Below are 16,117 nucleotides of genomic sequence, written 5' to 3' on the forward strand. Positions count from 1 at the left end.
TCTCGGCCGCTGCTTCATTTGCAACACCTCCGCTCTCACGCAGATTCTAGGCGTTGCATCGACCGGTTGAATCCGCGGTTCCGAATGGTGCAATGTTGGCATGAGAACGCAATCCCTTCGCTTCGTGTTGGCTCATATCGTGGCCAACAGGCTCCGACTGCAAAGGTCGCCGCAGCAGGTTGCTGGGTGGCTCAAACACGTCCGGCTGGGCAACGACAATTACCACGTGTCGCATGAGACCATCTATCACAGTCGTTTCATTCTGGCGGGGGGGCGTTGCGCAAAGGAGCTGACCTCCGAGAAGCGTATTTATTCGCTCCACTAAAGCATCGCCATGCTGTCCGGGCTACCTGGCGCACGCTGAACCCGGACAGCAAGGACCCTCATACGTACTGTTTATAAAACGGGATCAGTCTGGCAAGAGCCTGGGCGACCGGCTCCGGTTTGTCGTACAGATCGTAATGCGACCAACCTTCGACGACGACAAGCTCCTTTTTCTTCGACGCTGCACGGCCAATAATTTCGCAGCCGTCTCGATACGCCCCAAAGGCACCCACCTTGTCCCCGACCACGACCATCAGCGGCTGTGTAAGCAGTACTTCCGCCAGGTGGAACGCGTCCCAGCCGACCGCTGCGGCCTGGTGCGAGAACAACGAACGATTTAGACCGTTCGGTTTCTGTCCGCGAGGCGTGCGATAGTACTCGGTCGCGCCCGTTACGTCAGTCTCCGTGATTCCGCGTTTCTTTGCCTCCTCGGGGGACGGCGGGAGAAGATCATCGACGCGCAATGAAGTACCGCGTGCTTCGGCCGTGCGCTGCTTCGCCATTGCTTCCAGCGCACCGATGGGATCGTAGCCGCTGAATCCCTCACGCATAAGTCTGCCATAGTTGGCGCCTGTAACGGTTCCCACTGCCTTGATGCGACGCTCGGTCATCGCCGCGTTGATCGCGTAGCCGCCACCGCCGCAGATGCCGAGCACGCCGATGCGCTCTTCGTCGACATAGGGTAGCGTCACCATATAGTCCGCGACATGGCGGAAATCCTCCACGCGCAGCGTCGGATCTTCAATGAAGCGCGGCGCGCCTCCACTTGCTCCCTGAAAGCTGGCGTCGAAAGCGACGACGACGAAACCTTCCCTGGCCAGCGCCTCACCGTAGACGTTGCCGGACGTCTGCTCCTTGCAGCTACCGATCGGGTGAGCACTGATGATTGCAGGATACTTCCCGGCTTCGTTAAAGCGGGGAGGAAAATGAACGTCGGCCGCAATATCCCAGTACGGTGTTTTGATGCTAACGGTCTTCATATAACTTACCTCGATGGACATAGCTAGGTTTCATCTTGCAGGCGTCAGGCCATGACGATTGTCTTGGATTCCATGAAAGCCACCAAGCCCTCGATGCCGCCTTCTCGCCCGATTCCAGACTGTTTGAAGCCCCCGAAGCCAATCGAAAAATCGGTGCGAGGACCGTTATGTCCGACCGTGCCGGATCGGAGTTGCCTGGCCGCTCGCATCGCTCGCTCTCGATCGTTGGTGAAGACGGCCGCGTTAAGACCAAAGGGCGTGTCATTGGCGACACGGATTGCGTCTGCTTCGTCGTTGACCGGAATAACGCTGAGCACCGGGCCGAAGATTTCTTCCTGAGCGATCGCCGACCGGTTATCGACGTTGCCGAACACGGTCGGTTCGAAGAAGAATCCACGTTTGATATGCGGCGGTCTTCTGCCTCCCGTCGCAAGCAAGGCGCCTTCTGCTACGCCCTTGGCGACAAATCGATCGACCGTATCGCGCTGGCGAGCGCTTGCGAGCGGGCCCGACGTCGTTTCTACCTCGAACGGGTCGCCCAGCACGATTTTTCCCGCGACGTCGGACAGCGCCTGGACCATCAAGTCGTGTTTGTCGCGCGGTACGATCACACGGGTAAGGCTGTGACAGATCTGCCCGGTGTTGTAGCCAAAGTAAGACTCTCCTAGCGTCCGGGCGGCGGTCTCGATATCGTAGTCGTCGAGGACGATTGCGGGCGATTTGCCGCCGAGTTCGAGCGTGACGCGCGCCACGCGATCGCCGGCAATGGACGCGATTCTCCGGCCGGCGGCAGTCGAGCCGGTGAAAGTGATCTTGTCGACCCCGGGATGACGAACGAGTTCTTCGGAAACGTCGCGATCCGCCGTTACGACGTTAATCACGCCGGGGGGAAGGCCGATTTCCTCGCAAATCTCCGCGAACATATAGGCAGAGCATGGTGCTTCCGGAGGTGACTTGACGACAACTGTGCATCCCGCAAGCAAGGCGGGTGCTGTCTTGTAGGCCATCAGTCCGGCAGGGCCGTTCCAGGGAATGATTTCAGCGACGACGCCGACCGGTTCGAATACGCGGTATGCCTGGTTTCCCGTGACCGCGCGATGTTCCTCCTCGAACGCGAACGTCGATGCCATTGCCGCATACTGACGGAAGGCGCCGCTAATGAACAAGCCGATACGCGGCTGAGCGACCTTGTATACGATGCCTGTTTCGGTCGACCATACGCGCGCGAAATCATCGTTGCGCTCTTCAAGACGCTGCGCGAACCGTTCGAGATACGCCGCGCGTTCCTGCGGACTCAGGCGCGGCCATGGTCCCGTGTCGAAGGCCTCACGAGCCGCGGCCACGGCGCGCTGCATATCCGCTGACGAAGCCTTGGCCACCGTTGCAACCACTTCCTCCGTCGAGCAGTCGAGCACTTCGAACGTTTCTTCGGTCGACGGTGCAACCCATTCACCGCCGATGAAAAGGCGCCGCGGATGCTTCAGTTGAATTGTTCTTGCTGACATTGATACCTCTTTCGTCAGAATAGGAAGACGCCTTTGCCACCCGTCTGATTGTTGAAGTTTGCGTAGGCTTCACTCGCTTGCTCGAGCTTCCACTCGTGGGTGAAAAGCCGATCCACTTCCACGCCGTGATGCGCGATAAAGCGAGCACACTCCCGCATGGCAATTTCGGAGAAGGTGAAGGATCCCACCAGCATCCTTTGCTTGCCGATGAGATCTTTCATGACGTCGAGGGTGACATTTCCGCCCACGGCGACGAGAGCAATACGCCCCCAAACCTGCGTGCTGCGCACCGCCTGACTCCTCGCTGATTCGACGCCCGCGCACTCCACGGCGCACGAGACACCCTTACCACCAGTGAGCTTGAGAATTTCATCGACCGGGTCCACCCTGCTTGCATCGATCGCGTGCGCGACGCCGAACCCCTTCGAGCGTTCGACGCGTTGCGGGTTGATGTCGATACCGAACACCTCGACGCCCATCGCGGCCGCGAGTTGCGCGGTCGAGAGTCCCACAGGACCCAGGCCGTAGACTGCGAGCGAATCGCGTGCGCTGATATTCAGGCGCAAAAGGGCACCATACGCCGTACCGGTGCCGCAGGCCACGGCGGCGCCGCCTTTGAACGAGACGTCCGCAGTCAAATGCACCAGCGACGAGACGGGCACCTTCATGAAATCCGCGTGCCCACCGTGGCTCGATACGCCATAAATACGTGCATCGTGCTCGCAGAGCTGAGTCCAGCCGGTTCTGCAGTGATCGCAGCAGCTACAGCCTGCGTAGTGAAAAACAATCACACGATCGCCGACCTTGAATGACCTCCGGTCGACGTCCGGTCCGACAGCCGCTATGACACCGCAGGGTTCATGTCCGCCGATAACCCTGTCGGACTCGGCGCGATCCGCAAGTCCGAGCATGGCGAGCGAATGCTTCATCCCATCCCGGTAGTAATGCAAGTCTGTGCCGCACATTCCTGAAGCCTTCATTTCGATGATGGCCTCTCCCGTGCCGGGAACGGGATCGTCGAAGTCACCGACTTCGACCCTGCAATCGCCTTGAAAAATCATGCCGCGCACTGAAGTCTCCAGTTCGTCACATCCGTCTTCGCGGATGGTTTCACGCTCTTGCGAGCGGATCAATGAATGGTGAGGCCGCCGGTCGGACTGAGCGTTGCGCCCGTGAGATAAGCCGATTCGTCGGAAGCGAGAAACGCCACCACACGACCGATATCTGTCGGCGCCGCGACGCCGAGCGGACAACCGGCGACGATCTTTTCGTATTGTTTGCGGTGATGTTCCGATACCTTGCTTGCCTCACCGAACACGGCCTCCCAGGAGGGACTGTCGCGCACGACCGTGACGCAAACGCAGTTGACGCGTATCCGGTCGCGAGCGAGTTCTCTGGCAATCACCTTGCTTGCGCGGATCAGTCCCCCCGCGAATGTCGACACGGCGGTTTGCCCCGGTGTCGGCACGCGGCCACCTTCGGAGGTCAGGAAGATGACGCTGCCTCCTCCGCGAGGGCGCATGAAGGGCAGTGCCGCCTGAACCGGTAACAGCTTCGCGCTCGTATTCTCAGCGACGACGGCTGCCACGCGCGCCAGATCGATTTCGACGAATGGACCGCGCACTTGCGGCGAGCGGGCCTCGTCGTCGTTGCCGCCCGCATTTGCGACGACGATGTCGATGCCGCCGTATCTGCTCGCGGTCTCTTCAGCGAGTGCTGTCATATCGTCTTTGGATCGCACGTCGCCTGCGATGAAATCGGCGGTGGCGCCGCTTTGCCGCAATTCCGCGAGGACAGCGTCGGCTTTTGCAACGCTGCGCCCGCTGATCACCACGGTGGCTCCGGCCGCCGCGAGCTGCAACGCGACGCCCTTGCCGATGCCGCCGGTGCCGCCGGTGACGACGGCCACCTTCCCTTCCAGATTGCTCATTGCTGTGCGCCTTCGATGGTTTAACAAAGTCGGCTCGCGCGAGCCCGAAATCAATCCTAGTCGCGCGGCTCATCCAAAGCGATTGCCGTTTTTCGAACCTGTGCTTGATGTTCCGTGAATCGGTTCGTCGACGAATGCATTCGTATCTTTGCAACGCCGCTTTCACGAACCGTCAATCGTCACTACAGATCGCTGGGGATAGCATTCGAGGCAGGTCGAAAAGCACAGACAGAGCAAGGAGACAGATATGGAAGCAGCCGTTCAATCCGAGCGCGCCACGCAAGCGACAGCAGCCGACCGTCCGCTGTCGGGCATTCGCGTTCTGACCGTCGAAAACTTCATCGCCGCGCCGTTCGCGTCGATGTGGCTCGCCGATGCTGGCGCTGAAGTGGTCAAGATCGAAACGCCCGACGGCGGAGACTTTGCACGCAGCACCAGCCCGACGAAGCCCGGCGTCGACGGCAGGCCGAGCGGCTTGTCGTTCCTGCGCGCGAACCGCAACAAGAAGAGCGTAACCCTCGATCTCAAGCATCCCGAAGGCAAGCAGGTGTTCACGTCGCTTGCGGCCGAGGCGGACGTGGTGCTCGAAAACCTGCGGCCGAACGTGATGGACCGCCTCGGCCTCGGTTATGCGGAACTCAGCCGCATCAATCCACGGCTCATCTACGCCGCCATCTCCGGTTTCGGGCACGCCGATAATCAACCGAGCCCATACGGCGACTTGCCGGCATTCGATATCGTCGGCCAGGCGATGAGCGGCCTCATGTATCGCCCTGAACGCAGCGGAGATCGCCCCGTCTATCTCGGCTTTTCGCTCGCGGATATTCAATGTGGCAATCTCGCGCTGCATGGAATCATGCTGGCGCTGCTTCATCGGGCACGCAGCGGCCGTGGCAAGAAGATCGATATCTCGATGGTCGACGCATCGCTCGTCCTCAACGAAATCTCGGTCACCATGTATTCGGCGACGAAACAGGTCGCGCCGCCGGGCGTACACGCGGTCACCGCACCCTTCGGCACGTATCGGGTGGCGGACGGCTATATCGTCATAGCGGTGATCGGTGAGCACATCTGGAAACGCTTCTGCGAGGTCATCGGCCGGCCCGAACTCGTCGGCGAGGCCTGCTTCGAAAGTGGCACATCCCGGCGGCAGAACATGAACGCGCTGAATGCGCATATCGACGCATGGCTCGACGGCAAGTGCCGCGACGAAGCCCTGGGCCTGCTTCGCGCGGGCGGCGTGCCATGCTCGACGGTGAACGATGTCCCCGATCTTTTCGCCTGCCCGCACGTCGCCGCGCGCAACATGCTGATGCAACTCGACGATCCCGTGTGGGGCACCATTCACGTCACGGGCAACCCGATCAAGATGTCCGACGTGCCCGAGCCGGAAAGCAACTTGCCGCCGCTGCTCGGCGAGCACAGCGAGGGCGTCTTACGCGACTGGCTAGGCATGAACGAAGCGCAGATCGGAGCGCTGCGCGAACGGCATGCGATCTGAACGTGTCCGGCTCCATGCCGATTGACGACCGATTAGGGCGGGCATAGGCTCTGAACTATTCAGGGAGCCGCCATGACCGGACTGAGCGTCCACACACTGACCCGACGCGTCGATTTGTTCACGTTGCGCCTGTTTCTCTCGGTCGTCGAGGAGCAGCAGATGCGGCGCGCCGCTCAGCGCGAGAACATTACCCCGCCCGCCGCAACGCGGCGCATCCAGGAGCTCGAGGAAGTCGCGGGCATCGCGCTGTTCGAGCGCATGCCGGGCGGCATGACGCCCAGCCCGGCGGGTGAAGTACTCGCGCGTCACGTGCGTCTCATGTTCGCCAATTTCGATGTCATGCGACGGGAGATCGCCGAATTCACCGAAGGTGTCCGCGGGCAGGTCGGCATCAGTTCGACGAGCACGATCATCGTTCATTTTCTGGCGAGAGAGATAGCCGATTTCCGGCGCGACTTTCCGCTCGTGGATATCGATCTGCACGAGGATGCCAACGTCAATGTCGTCGGCGCCGTGCTGTCGGGCAAGGCCGATCTCGCGATGTTCTATGCGACGAACGACGTTCACCACGAGGGTCTCGATATCGTCGAATACCGCACGGACCGGCTCGCCGCAATCGTGCCACGCAAACATCCGCTCGGCGAGCGCGCCAGCGTAACCACGGGCGATCTGCTCGACGAAGACCTGATCGGCATCTCGCCGACTACGTCGATGATGACCCAGTTGCGCCAGGCGGCGGCCGCGCTTGGCCGAGACCTGCGCCTGAAGTACACGGTGACGACCATCGAAGCGGCGCGCAGTCTCGTCAGGGCCGGGCTCGGCGTAACGATCCAGCCGGAGAGCATGCTGCCGAAGGAAGAACTCGCCGCGCTGACGATAGTGGCGCTGGACGAACCGTGGGCGAAGCGGCAACTGTGCATCGGTTCGAAGCGCGGCGTGTCGCTGACGCCCGCGGCGAGGGCGCTCATCGCGCAACTCACGGCTTCGGCCGGGGAGTGAGCGCACAGCCTCGGACTGTAGCCCGCACCGCACTTCGAACTCGCGATTTCTTCGGCCGGATCATGTCCGTGCATCCCTTCGACAACGGCCTTGGGCTCGTGGCGCAATCATTCGCCGATCGTACGGGCCGCGCGGCGCGTGCGAGCCGCATCACTGTGTGAACGCCGACTGTCATCGCCCCCCTGATTGCGTGCGCAATCGTATAGAACAACCACCTTAGGCGCGCAATCGCGTTCGAGCAATTGCAATGATTCGAATTGGCGATTCGAATCATTCGAATCGACAGGCCGTGGCGGAATTCGGGAATATCGAAGAGGCGATTCGAAAACCATCACTAGGTTGGCCGATTTCGCCTGCCTATATTAAAGCGGCTCATTCGAAGCGTCCGCCATCAGGCATCCAAATAAACAGACAGGAGACGATGTGAACCCTTCTTCACCCCCGACACGAAGCAGCCTATTCGTGGTCATGCTGTGTTTTTTGACGATCGCGGTCGACGGCTACGATCTCATCGTCTACGGCGCGACCATCCCGCGTTTATTGGAAGAGCCCGGCTGGAACCTGAGTCCCGCGAGCGCGGGGATGATCGGCAGCTGGACCCTCGCCGGACTGATGGTGGGCCTGCTCGGCGCAGGTCCGCTGTCGGATCGCATCGGGCGTCGCAAGCTCATGATGGCAGGCGTGTTGTGGTTCTCGCTCGGCTCGCTGCTCTGCGCGATCGCGCATTCGCCGCAGGCGCTCGGCATCGCGCGTTTCGTCACCGGGATCGGGCTCGGCGGCGTTGTGCCGTCGTCGGTGGCACTGACTATCGAATACGCACCGCGCAGCCGTCGCCAGCTCTACAGCGCGATCGCGCTCACGGGCTATCCGGTCGGCGGCGTGTTATGCGCGCTGCTCGCCATCGCGACGCTGCAAAGTCAAGGCTGGCGTCTGCTGTACGGCTACGGCGCGTTGTATGTATTGATCTTGCCGGTCATGTGGTTCTTCCTTCCTGAATCCGTGAGCTATTTGCTGGACCGCGGCCGCACCGATGAAGCGCGTACGCTCGCGGCACGCTACGCAATCGATCTCGATGAAGTTGCGCGCGATGAAGAGGAGCATCGTCGAACACGCGTCGCGGCTGCGGGCGCGCGGGGGTACAGGTTGCTGACATCGCCCGAATTCCGGTCGGCGCTGCTTCTGTTCGCGCTGGTGTGCTTCTGCGGGCAACTCGTCGTCTATGGCCTCAACGCGTGGTTGCCGCAGTTGATGCGCAAGTCCGGTTATGCGCTCGGCTCGTCGCTGCAGTTTCTGCTGGTGATGCAGTGCGGCGCCGTGTTGGGGAACCTGACAGGATCGTGGCTCGCGGACCGGCTGGGACCGAAGCGCGTACTCGTGCCGTTCTTTCTGATCGGCGCGGTCTCGTTGCTCGTGCTGAGCCAGAAGCCGGATTACGTGTGGCTCACGCTCGCGGTATTCGGCGCGGGCCTCGGTTCGATCGGCTCGGTGACGCTCGGCTACGGTTATATCGGCGCATACTTTCCGGCATCGTGCCGTGGCTCTGCGATCGGCGCCGCGCAAGGTATCGGGCGCATCGGCTCGATTCTCGGACCGATGATCGGCGGATGGGTGCTCGGCTCGAACCTCGATCATCACTGGAACTTCTACGCGTTCGCGATTCCCGCCGTGATCGCCGCAGTGGTCGTGACGTTGATTCCGAGGGCCGCGCCATGCGAAGTCGAGTATGTGCAGGCAAAGAGCACATGACGGCGGTGAGCGATAGGTGAAATGCACGCGCGATGATTGGTGCACGCTCGCCAAGGGGAGGGGGAGTGTGCATCCCGCCGGTACATCGATGGTCGAAGCGCCGGCTTATTCGCGTTTGCGTGCGCGTGAGACGTGCGCAATTCGAAAAGTAGGCCACATGCACGGTTAAATCTCCTGCTTGCGACGCAATCCAGACTGGCGAGGCAAGTAAGGCGCCGTCACGCGCAGTCGTAGAGACGCCGGGTACGCGGCCCTTCAGCTTGTGCAATCCTCACGATGTATCGCATCGCCTCTTCACCATATATGTCGTTGCCTTCCCAAGCGCTTGCGTGTCCCGCGTCCCGCAAGTTCACATACTCGGCATGTGGGCACAACCTAAGAAACTCCGCGACGCCCGTGTCGCTCACCACATCGGAGTGTTCGCCACGCATGAGCATCGTGGGCAACGTGAGCTTGCGCGCGGATGCGCACAGCCGTTGACGGCGGCGACCCATGTCGCGTGGCCATGCAACAAAATGCGGATCCCAGCGCCAGCGATTGATACTCTCGTCCTTCGGCCGCAAACAAAGCGCGGTCGGCGAGTGGATGGCATCGTCGCGTGGTTCGAAGCGACTGGACCCGCGCCGCAGCGATGACTGGATACGCGCTACGCCCGCGGGTTCCGTTTGCGGCGCAATGTTGACGAGAATGAGGGCACGCGCGTCCACATAGCCTTCTCCGACCGCGAGCAGGCTGGTCGCACCGCCCGTCGCTGCGCCGACGAGCACGGGACGCAGCATGCCCAACGACGACGCGATGCTTTCCAGATCGCGCACCATGGCAAGCTGGCTGTAGTTTGCGTCCGGCGGCCAACCAGAGTCTCCGTGACCGCGGGCATCGAATGAGACGGCGAAGAAGCCTGCCTCGCCGAGCATCATGCCCGTCCGGCGCCATGAGTGGCGTGTCTGTCCCGCGCCGTGCAGCAAAATCACAGGAATGCCGCCGGGGTCGCCCCACGAGTCGCCAGCCAGAAGAACGCCGTCCGCGCTTCTCAACCGATGCATGGGTCGGGAATCGTTTATCGGAAGCGTGCGTGCGTGGACTGAGGACATCATTTTCATCTGCTTGCTCTTGACCTTGTTTCGAGGGCGTAGACCGAATCTCTTTCGGCTACGCATATGTCCAATCTCAAGCCGAAGCGTGCCCGTGTCAACCGCTTGACCCATATTGTTCCGTATATCGAATTGACCGCGATAATTCCTCAGCATGGCCAGGAGCGCGTCGAGAGGCGATCGACGATTGGCTTGAACGGTGCTTTCCGCTACCATCAGGCTCTCTCGATTCTTCCGCAAGCGGCGCTCTCCACCGCTTCATGTTCGCGGACCGACTTCTTTTCGACACTCAACACAGAACCCAAGATGGACAGGCTCCAAGCGATGCGCACATTCGTCCGGGTGGCGGAAGAGGGCAGCTTCACCGTCGCAGCAGAGCGCATGGGCATCGCCACGGCGGTCGCGTCGCGCGCCGTATCCAGCCTGGAAGCGCACTTGCGCACGCGGCTCTTCAATCGCAGCACGCGGCGTGTCGCGCTAACGGAAGCCGGACAGCGCTATCTGCAACGCTGCCAGCACATTCTCGGCTACATCGAGGAAACGGAGGCAGAAGCGGCAGACGCCCAGGCGCGACCTTCCGGGCGCTTGCGCGTGCATGCCACGACGGGCTTCGGGCAGGCCCACATGGTGCCGGGCATTATCCGCTATCAGGAGCAATATCCTTCAGTCACGGTCGATCTGACGCTCTCGCAGCATGTGCCCGACATCCTCGACGAAGGTTACGACGTCACGCTCCAGGTGAGTCCCGCCGAACTGCCCGATTCAGGGCTGGTTTCGCTGCGGCTCGGCACGGTGCACAGCGTGCTGTGCGCCGCTCCCGAATATCTGCGCGATCACGGCACGCCGCAATGCGTCGAGGACCTGGCGGAACACCCTTGCCTGCAGATCGTCACGCATGTTTTTCCACGAGACTGCTGGCATCTGGACGGACCCAACGGTCGCGAAACGCTCGCGCTCAAGCCGACGACGTTTCAGGTGAACATTGCCGAAGCGCTTGCAGGCGCATTGCGAGAGGGAATCGGCATCGGAGCCCTGCCGATGTCGTCAGCCGTGCCCGCGCTCGCGAACGGGGCACTCGTGCGCGTGCTGCCGGAGTACCAGTTGCAGCAGTTGACGGTATACGCGCTATACGCCTCGCGCGAGTATCTCGACGCGAAAATCAGGACCTTCGTCGACTTTCTCAAAGACTACATTCCGATGTCGCTCGCCGCCGGCGACACCGCGCTGAGCGTACAGAAAAAAGCGGCCCGCAAGGGCCGCTAGTCACCTATGCGCACGTGCGCCGGCGCATTCCGGCGTACTTAGAACTTGTGCCGCATCGCGATGCGCACGAGCACCTGATTCTTTGTCGTCGATGCATCCGGCGCGGCCGTCCCGCCCGTACCGAAAGTGTCCGGAGCGAGCGATGCAACGGGCGCATCGCCGACCGCGCGCTGCCACGCGCCGAGCAGGTAGACATCGGTGCGCTTGCTGAGGAAGTAGTCAGCGATCAACTGGAACTGGTGATACTTCGGGTTCGCATCGGTCGAATGCAGCTTGCCGTCGGTGAAGCTATAAATGCCGGCGAGCGATAGGGCCGGTGTGAGAAAGTAGTTGGCATTGACTTCGTAGTTATCGAAGGAAAGCCGGTCGGTCGCCGAATCGAATTTCGAGTGGCTGTAGACGAATGCCACCCTGCCGCCATTGAACGAATACGCGCCGCCCCCGGCTATCACGTCTTCCTTGGTCACGGCCGAGGGCAGCCCGCTGGTTCCCAGGGCGGAGGTGCGGGTTACGTTGATGTAGTCGCCGGAAATCGCGCCCACCGTGTTGCTGTTGGGCGAATTCAGGTGGAGGTAACCCACGGCGAGATTGACCGACGAAACAGCATACGATGCCCCGAGGCTCCAGACACGATTGCTCGCGAAACCGGAGTTCGCGGCGCCAGTATTGGCACTGTTGCTAAAGCCGTACAGGCCGCCGAACTTGAGGCCGCGAAAATCGGGACTCGCGTACTTCACCGAATTGTTGATGCGAAAGTCGTTGTCGAGATTGTCGTTGTCGAACGGGTGCGCGAGGCCGGTATAGGGAATGCCGCTCAGCGCCTGGACGTAGTCGACGACGGAGTCGTACTGCCGTCCGAAGGTGAGGCTGCCGAACCTGTCGTGGCTCACGCCGACCCATGCCTGACGGCCGAACTCGCGACCGCCCTGCTGGAGCGAGCCTGTGGCGAGCGCAAAGCCGTTCTCCAGCTGGAAGATGGCTTTCAGTCCGCCTCCGAGATCTTCGACGCCCTTCAAGCCCCAGCGGTTGCCCTGGAGCACGCCGGTCGTCATCGTGAAATTGGACTTTCCGCCGTCGTTATTGATGTAGTTGAAGCCCGCATCGAGCAGGCCATATAACGTCACGCTGCTTTGCGCGTGGGCCACGCCCGCGCAGGAACCGAGTGCCGCAACCATTAGAATTCGCTTCTTCATCGACCAGTCTCCATGTTATGTCGGTAAGGAATGTGTTCCAAACTCGTGACACTTTCGAATTGATTAGGCATCCGGAAGTTGCAAGCGTGTGCTGTTCTCGTGAAGACACACGTCACGTCTTTTTTGCACACAATGAAGCTCGCGGCCGTCGCCCGTCAACGCAGACCCGCAAAACATTCCGTACTTCGAGACGCCGAAGTTTTCTTCGAACCCTGTGAGGAGAAATTCGGCACGAAACCGCAGCGACAACTTGAATCTGGCCGTTGGAATACATGAAGAGAAGAGGGGGATACGTCCTCGAAGCCACGCTGCTTCGCGGCAATTGGATGGTAAGGCCGCGAGCGGCGGCCCAGCCTGCCTGATCGGGCCAACGGACATAGACGTCTGGCGTATTTCCGAAGAACGGAACAGAAAGCCGCAGTCCGTTGACCCGCGGCGCGGCGCGTCTATGATCAAACACTGCTCGCTGCGGAATGGATCGCTTCCCGGCGAGCTTTTTTTGCGTCGTCGAAATAGCGTTACACGCCATTACCAGCATGAGGAAGGCGGCTATTCGAAGCGACACATAACACCATCCAATGGCTCTTCTTCCCGGAAGTAGCGCAGCATCTCGACAGGAGGAAACACTCTATGAAGGCAACTCAGGCATTCAAGCTGGCTGTCAGTGTCATGTTAATCGGCGCGTCGCTTCAGGCGTACGGTCAGGATGCCTCCGCACCCGTCGGAGGCGCGAGCGAGACGGCTCGCACCGCTGCGCAGCAGAACAAGGCTGCAAGAGCCGCCAACCGGGCGCTCTCCCGTAGGGTGCGCGCCGCGCTCGCAAAGGACAAGAATATCGATGTCGCCAACGTTACCGTGCGCGCGAAAGAGGGTGCAGTGACGCTGCAGGGTACGGTGCCGGATTCATCACAAATCGACCGCGCTACCGGGGTTGCGCAGAGGGTAGCCGGCGTCACCTCGCTTAAGAACGCGCTCACGGTTCGCCCTGCGGGAAGTTGAGCGAGCGCGGTTGACACCGCGCATCGCCGTGCCGCTGCCTACTGGGGTAACCGGGCTGAAGGAAAGTCCGGCTGTCGCTTGCCGCGCATTGCTGCCACGCCTTCTTTTACGTCTCCGCTGAGGAAGCACAACATCTCCATGGCGAGCGAGTTGTCGAAAATGGGTCCCGCCATGCGCATCCAGTTGTTGAGCGACTTCTTGGTCGCGCGGATCGCGGTCTGGCTACCGCGCGCCAGATTGGCCGCGATGGCGAGCGATTTGGTCAGCACGTTGGAACGCGGCGCACAGAAGGAGACGAGGCCGATACGTTCGGCCTCTTTGCCGTCGACGAAGTCCGCCGTCATCAGGTAGTACTTGGCCTTGGCCATGCCGCAGAGCAGCGGCCATATGATGGCGCCGTGATCGCCCGCCGACACGCCCAGACGCGCGTGGCCGTCGGTCAGGCGTGCGTCTTCCGCCATCACGCTGACGTCCGCGAGCAGCGCGACGACAAGCCCCGCTCCCACGGCTGTTCCGTTGATGGCGGAGATGATGGGCTTATCGCAGGCCAGCATGTTGTAGACGAGGTCGGAGGCTTCCTTCATCACACGCATGGTTGCTTCTTGACTGGTCGACATCTCTTCGACCACGGATAGATCTCCGCCCGCAGAAAAGGCTCGATCGCCCGCACCCGTTACCACGATCGCCTTGACCGTTGGATCATCGTTGGCCACGCCCCAAACCTGCGTGAGTTCCCAGTGCATTCTGTTATTGGTCGCGTTCATGACCTCCGGACGGTTCAGTGTGATGAGCAATACGCCGTCAGCCTGGCGCTCGAACAGAAGGAACTGAAAGTCTTCGTATCGCATGTGTGATTCCAGAGTTGAGTTGAACGATGACGACGTACATTGAACTCGCCAACATCGAAGGCTGCAATGCATGTGGCGCGGTCGTTCCGTACTTTGACCATCGTGCGAAATCGGTCTGCTCAAACCGGGGACGGCCCCTTGGAACACCGCAGATGCTGCCGCCGCGCTCATTAGCTCCGTCGCTTGCTCAATCAAACATACGTTCGCGAGATGAACGTTCGTGATGCTCATTCACCTGGCGAGTTGTGCAGTCAAAGTACGGAACGGGTTGATCGGCGCCGTTGACACTAGGTTGCGGCGGGTCGCACGATGAATGCAATGACAAACGCATTTGCAGCGGGTGGCCGAAGCGGGAGATGGTGATGGACGTGACGAGAAAGACCTTGCGCGACGCAATCGAGAGTTGGCTGACACCGAACGGCGCGATCCCTTTTCGCATTCACTTTCTGCGGCGTGCGGCATGCAGACGATGCGTGAGGATCGATGCCCGGGCGGCGAAGGGCGACGTCGCGATCTGCTTCTTCCAGCACGAAGACGGCGCGTGGCATGTATTCCCGCCGCTGCCGCGTCACGCGACGATGCGCATCGCCTAGCCGTCGCCGATGCATGTGCTCGGTTAGTTCGAAACGCGTTAGTCAGACAGCAGCGCACGTCGACGCAGCGATCACGCGACGAGGCCGCGGAGCCGTTCACAGATGAAGCCGAGCGCGCGGCGGCTGCCGGGAAGCACGCCGATCATCATCAGAAAGCCATGCATCTGCCCCTGTGCACGAAGATGATGAACAGGCACGCCTGCCTGTTCGAGGCGCCGAGCATACGCTTCACCCTCGTCGCGCAGTACGTCGTGTTCCGCGGTGACGATGATCGCCTCCGGCAATGTGGAGAGATCGGCTTCACGCAATGGCGATGCGAGACTCGCATGTCGGGCCGTGTCGGTTGGCGCATAGTGCGTCCAATACCACATCATCACCTCGCGATTGGTCAGAAGCTGATTCTCCGGTGCGACGTACGACGGTCGATCGAAAGTGCAGTCGGTCACTGGATAGACGAGCAGCTGACCTTTGAGTCGCACCGTGCGTTCGTGACGGGCGAGCAGCGTCACCGCGATCGCGAGATTCGCGCCCGCGCTGTCGCCGCCCACGAGCACCGGCAATTCGACGCCGAGCAACGCGATCCGTTGCGCGGCGAGCCACTGCGTCGCTTGCCATGCATTGTGTACCGGCCCCGGGAACGCGTGCTCCGGCGCCTTCCGGTATTCGACAAGCGCAACGGCGACACCCGCTCCCGCAGCGATCTCCCGGCAGAGCGGCGTGAATTCGTCGACTCCACCGACGACCCAGCCGCCGCCATGGAAGTACACGACCAGTGCTTGCGGTCTTTCGTCCGGCACGAAGAGGCGCGCACGGAGTATGCCGCCGTCGACGGGGATATCAAGTGGAACGATGGCGCGTACCTCGGCGCCGGCGGACAGGATCGTAGTGATTTGCGCAAATGCGGCGCGCGCCTCCTCCGGCGTCATCTAATGACGTGGCTTCGATGCTACCGCGGCGAGCTTGTCCATGAACGCGCGGGTTTCGAGGTCCAGGCTCATGACTCAAAGCGCCTGACGGCGTGACGAAGCGCGGTATTGCGGGAGACGGACGGCGGGCGGTGCGATGCGGGCTTCGGGTGCATCGGGTGCCTCTCTGGTTTTATCGTGCGTCACGTACACGTCACGCACACGTTACGCACGGTTGCT

At 61.3% G+C, this 16,117-nt stretch carries 14 protein-coding genes; 5 read left to right on the forward strand and 9 right to left on the reverse strand.

Annotated features, from left to right (window positions below):
- Nucleotides 1-383: 383 nt before the first annotated feature.
- From AWB80_RS30050 to AWB80_RS30065, 4 genes are all read right to left on the reverse strand, one after another.
- A complete protein-coding gene (locus tag AWB80_RS30050) occupies nucleotides 384-1,304 on the reverse strand; it encodes an alpha/beta hydrolase (RefSeq protein ID WP_061178408.1) in 921 nt (306 codons plus the stop codon).
- A 44-nt stretch (nucleotides 1,305-1,348) separates the two neighbouring features.
- Complete coding sequence (locus AWB80_RS30055) at nucleotides 1,349-2,809, reverse strand: aldehyde dehydrogenase (protein WP_087131687.1); 1,461 nt, start codon at nucleotides 2,807-2,809, stop codon at nucleotides 1,349-1,351.
- A 14-nt stretch (nucleotides 2,810-2,823) separates the two neighbouring features.
- Nucleotides 2,824-3,870 (reverse strand): zinc-dependent alcohol dehydrogenase family protein, encoded by a 1,047-nt coding sequence (locus tag AWB80_RS30060; RefSeq protein ID WP_244206814.1) that lies wholly within the window; start codon nucleotides 3,868-3,870, stop codon nucleotides 2,824-2,826.
- Between the two features lie 68 nt (nucleotides 3,871-3,938).
- Nucleotides 3,939-4,739 carry an SDR family NAD(P)-dependent oxidoreductase gene (locus AWB80_RS30065; protein ID WP_061178338.1) on the reverse strand — a complete coding sequence of 267 codons (801 nt, stop codon included), beginning with the start codon at nucleotides 4,737-4,739 and terminating at the stop codon, nucleotides 3,939-3,941.
- A 247-nt stretch (nucleotides 4,740-4,986) separates the two neighbouring features.
- On the opposite strand from AWB80_RS30065, the gene AWB80_RS30070 reads away from it, so the two are divergent.
- The 3 genes from AWB80_RS30070 to AWB80_RS30080 all read left to right on the forward strand — a co-directional run bounded on the left by AWB80_RS30070 (nucleotide 4,987) and on the right by AWB80_RS30080 (nucleotide 8,985).
- Nucleotides 4,987-6,240 carry a CaiB/BaiF CoA transferase family protein gene (locus tag AWB80_RS30070; RefSeq protein WP_061178339.1) on the forward strand — a complete coding sequence of 418 codons (1,254 nt, stop codon included), beginning with the start codon at nucleotides 4,987-4,989 and terminating at the stop codon, nucleotides 6,238-6,240.
- 72 nt (nucleotides 6,241-6,312) lie between these two features.
- Nucleotides 6,313-7,239 carry a LysR family transcriptional regulator gene (locus AWB80_RS30075; protein ID WP_061178340.1) on the forward strand — a complete coding sequence of 309 codons (927 nt, stop codon included), beginning with the start codon at nucleotides 6,313-6,315 and terminating at the stop codon, nucleotides 7,237-7,239.
- A 468-nt stretch (nucleotides 7,240-7,707) separates the two neighbouring features.
- Complete coding sequence (locus AWB80_RS30080; RefSeq protein ID WP_244206816.1) at nucleotides 7,708-8,985, forward strand: MFS transporter; 1,278 nt, start codon at nucleotides 7,708-7,710, stop codon at nucleotides 8,983-8,985.
- A 218-nt stretch (nucleotides 8,986-9,203) separates the two neighbouring features.
- Here AWB80_RS30080 and AWB80_RS30085 read toward each other — a convergent pair whose 3' ends face one another.
- Nucleotides 9,204-10,292, reverse strand: a complete 1,089-nt coding sequence (locus AWB80_RS30085) for an alpha/beta fold hydrolase (protein ID WP_244206795.1) — start codon at nucleotides 10,290-10,292, stop codon at nucleotides 9,204-9,206.
- 90 nt (nucleotides 10,293-10,382) lie between these two features.
- On the opposite strand from AWB80_RS30085, the gene AWB80_RS30090 reads away from it, so the two are divergent.
- Entirely contained in the window at nucleotides 10,383-11,339 is a 957-nt protein-coding gene (locus tag AWB80_RS30090; RefSeq protein ID WP_061178411.1) for a LysR family transcriptional regulator, read from the forward strand.
- A 38-nt stretch (nucleotides 11,340-11,377) separates the two neighbouring features.
- Here AWB80_RS30090 and AWB80_RS30095 read toward each other — a convergent pair whose 3' ends face one another.
- Nucleotides 11,378-12,532 (reverse strand): porin, encoded by a 1,155-nt coding sequence (locus AWB80_RS30095; RefSeq protein ID WP_087131689.1) that lies wholly within the window; start codon nucleotides 12,530-12,532, stop codon nucleotides 11,378-11,380.
- Between the two features lie 630 nt (nucleotides 12,533-13,162).
- Between AWB80_RS30095 and AWB80_RS30100 the strand changes: the two genes are divergently transcribed.
- Nucleotides 13,163-13,531 carry a BON domain-containing protein gene (locus AWB80_RS30100; RefSeq protein ID WP_061178343.1) on the forward strand — a complete coding sequence of 123 codons (369 nt, stop codon included), beginning with the start codon at nucleotides 13,163-13,165 and terminating at the stop codon, nucleotides 13,529-13,531.
- Between the two features lie 38 nt (nucleotides 13,532-13,569).
- Here AWB80_RS30100 and AWB80_RS30105 read toward each other — a convergent pair whose 3' ends face one another.
- From AWB80_RS30105 to AWB80_RS30115, 3 genes are all read right to left on the reverse strand, one after another.
- Nucleotides 13,570-14,379 (reverse strand): enoyl-CoA hydratase/isomerase family protein, encoded by an 810-nt coding sequence (locus AWB80_RS30105; RefSeq protein WP_061178344.1) that lies wholly within the window; start codon nucleotides 14,377-14,379, stop codon nucleotides 13,570-13,572.
- Between the two features lie 187 nt (nucleotides 14,380-14,566).
- Nucleotides 14,567-14,818 (reverse strand): hypothetical protein, encoded by a 252-nt coding sequence (locus AWB80_RS44465; RefSeq protein WP_167390480.1) that lies wholly within the window; start codon nucleotides 14,816-14,818, stop codon nucleotides 14,567-14,569.
- A gap of 225 nt (nucleotides 14,819-15,043) precedes the next feature.
- Nucleotides 15,044-15,898 carry an alpha/beta hydrolase gene (locus tag AWB80_RS30115; RefSeq protein ID WP_244206797.1) on the reverse strand — a complete coding sequence of 285 codons (855 nt, stop codon included), beginning with the start codon at nucleotides 15,896-15,898 and terminating at the stop codon, nucleotides 15,044-15,046.
- Between the last annotated feature and the right edge of the window lie 219 nt (nucleotides 15,899-16,117).

This window comes from Caballeronia pedi (genome assembly GCF_001544915.2).
GTDB classification, from domain to species: domain Bacteria; phylum Pseudomonadota; class Gammaproteobacteria; order Burkholderiales; family Burkholderiaceae; genus Caballeronia; species Caballeronia pedi.

Coding starts and splice junctions, on each gene's coding strand:
- AWB80_RS30085 (WP_244206795.1), bottom strand. CDS start 10,292: ATGGTAGCGGAAAGCACCGTTCAAGCCAATCGTCGATCGCCTCTCGAC.
- AWB80_RS30115 (WP_244206797.1), bottom strand. CDS start 15,898: ATGACGCCGGAGGAGGCGCGCGCCGCATTTGCGCAAATCACTACGATC.
- AWB80_RS30080 (WP_244206816.1), top strand. CDS start 7,708: ATGCTGTGTTTTTTGACGATCGCGGTCGACGGCTACGATCTCATCGTC.
- AWB80_RS30050 (WP_061178408.1), bottom strand. CDS start 1,304: ATGAAGACCGTTAGCATCAAAACACCGTACTGGGATATTGCGGCCGAC.
- AWB80_RS30090 (WP_061178411.1), top strand. CDS start 10,383: ATGGACAGGCTCCAAGCGATGCGCACATTCGTCCGGGTGGCGGAAGAG.
- AWB80_RS30100 (WP_061178343.1), top strand. CDS start 13,163: ATGAAGGCAACTCAGGCATTCAAGCTGGCTGTCAGTGTCATGTTAATC.
- AWB80_RS30060 (WP_244206814.1), bottom strand. CDS start 3,870: ATGATTTTTCAAGGCGATTGCAGGGTCGAAGTCGGTGACTTCGACGAT.
- AWB80_RS30065 (WP_061178338.1), bottom strand. CDS start 4,739: ATGAGCAATCTGGAAGGGAAGGTGGCCGTCGTCACCGGCGGCACCGGC.
- AWB80_RS30055 (WP_087131687.1), bottom strand. CDS start 2,809: ATGTCAGCAAGAACAATTCAACTGAAGCATCCGCGGCGCCTTTTCATC.
- AWB80_RS30105 (WP_061178344.1), bottom strand. CDS start 14,379: ATGCGATACGAAGACTTTCAGTTCCTTCTGTTCGAGCGCCAGGCTGAC.
- AWB80_RS30095 (WP_087131689.1), bottom strand. CDS start 12,532: ATGAAGAAGCGAATTCTAATGGTTGCGGCACTCGGTTCCTGCGCGGGC.
- AWB80_RS44465 (WP_167390480.1), bottom strand. CDS start 14,818: ATGCGAAAAGGGATCGCGCCGTTCGGTGTCAGCCAACTCTCGATTGCG.
- AWB80_RS30070 (WP_061178339.1), top strand. CDS start 4,987: ATGGAAGCAGCCGTTCAATCCGAGCGCGCCACGCAAGCGACAGCAGCC.
- AWB80_RS30075 (WP_061178340.1), top strand. CDS start 6,313: ATGACCGGACTGAGCGTCCACACACTGACCCGACGCGTCGATTTGTTC.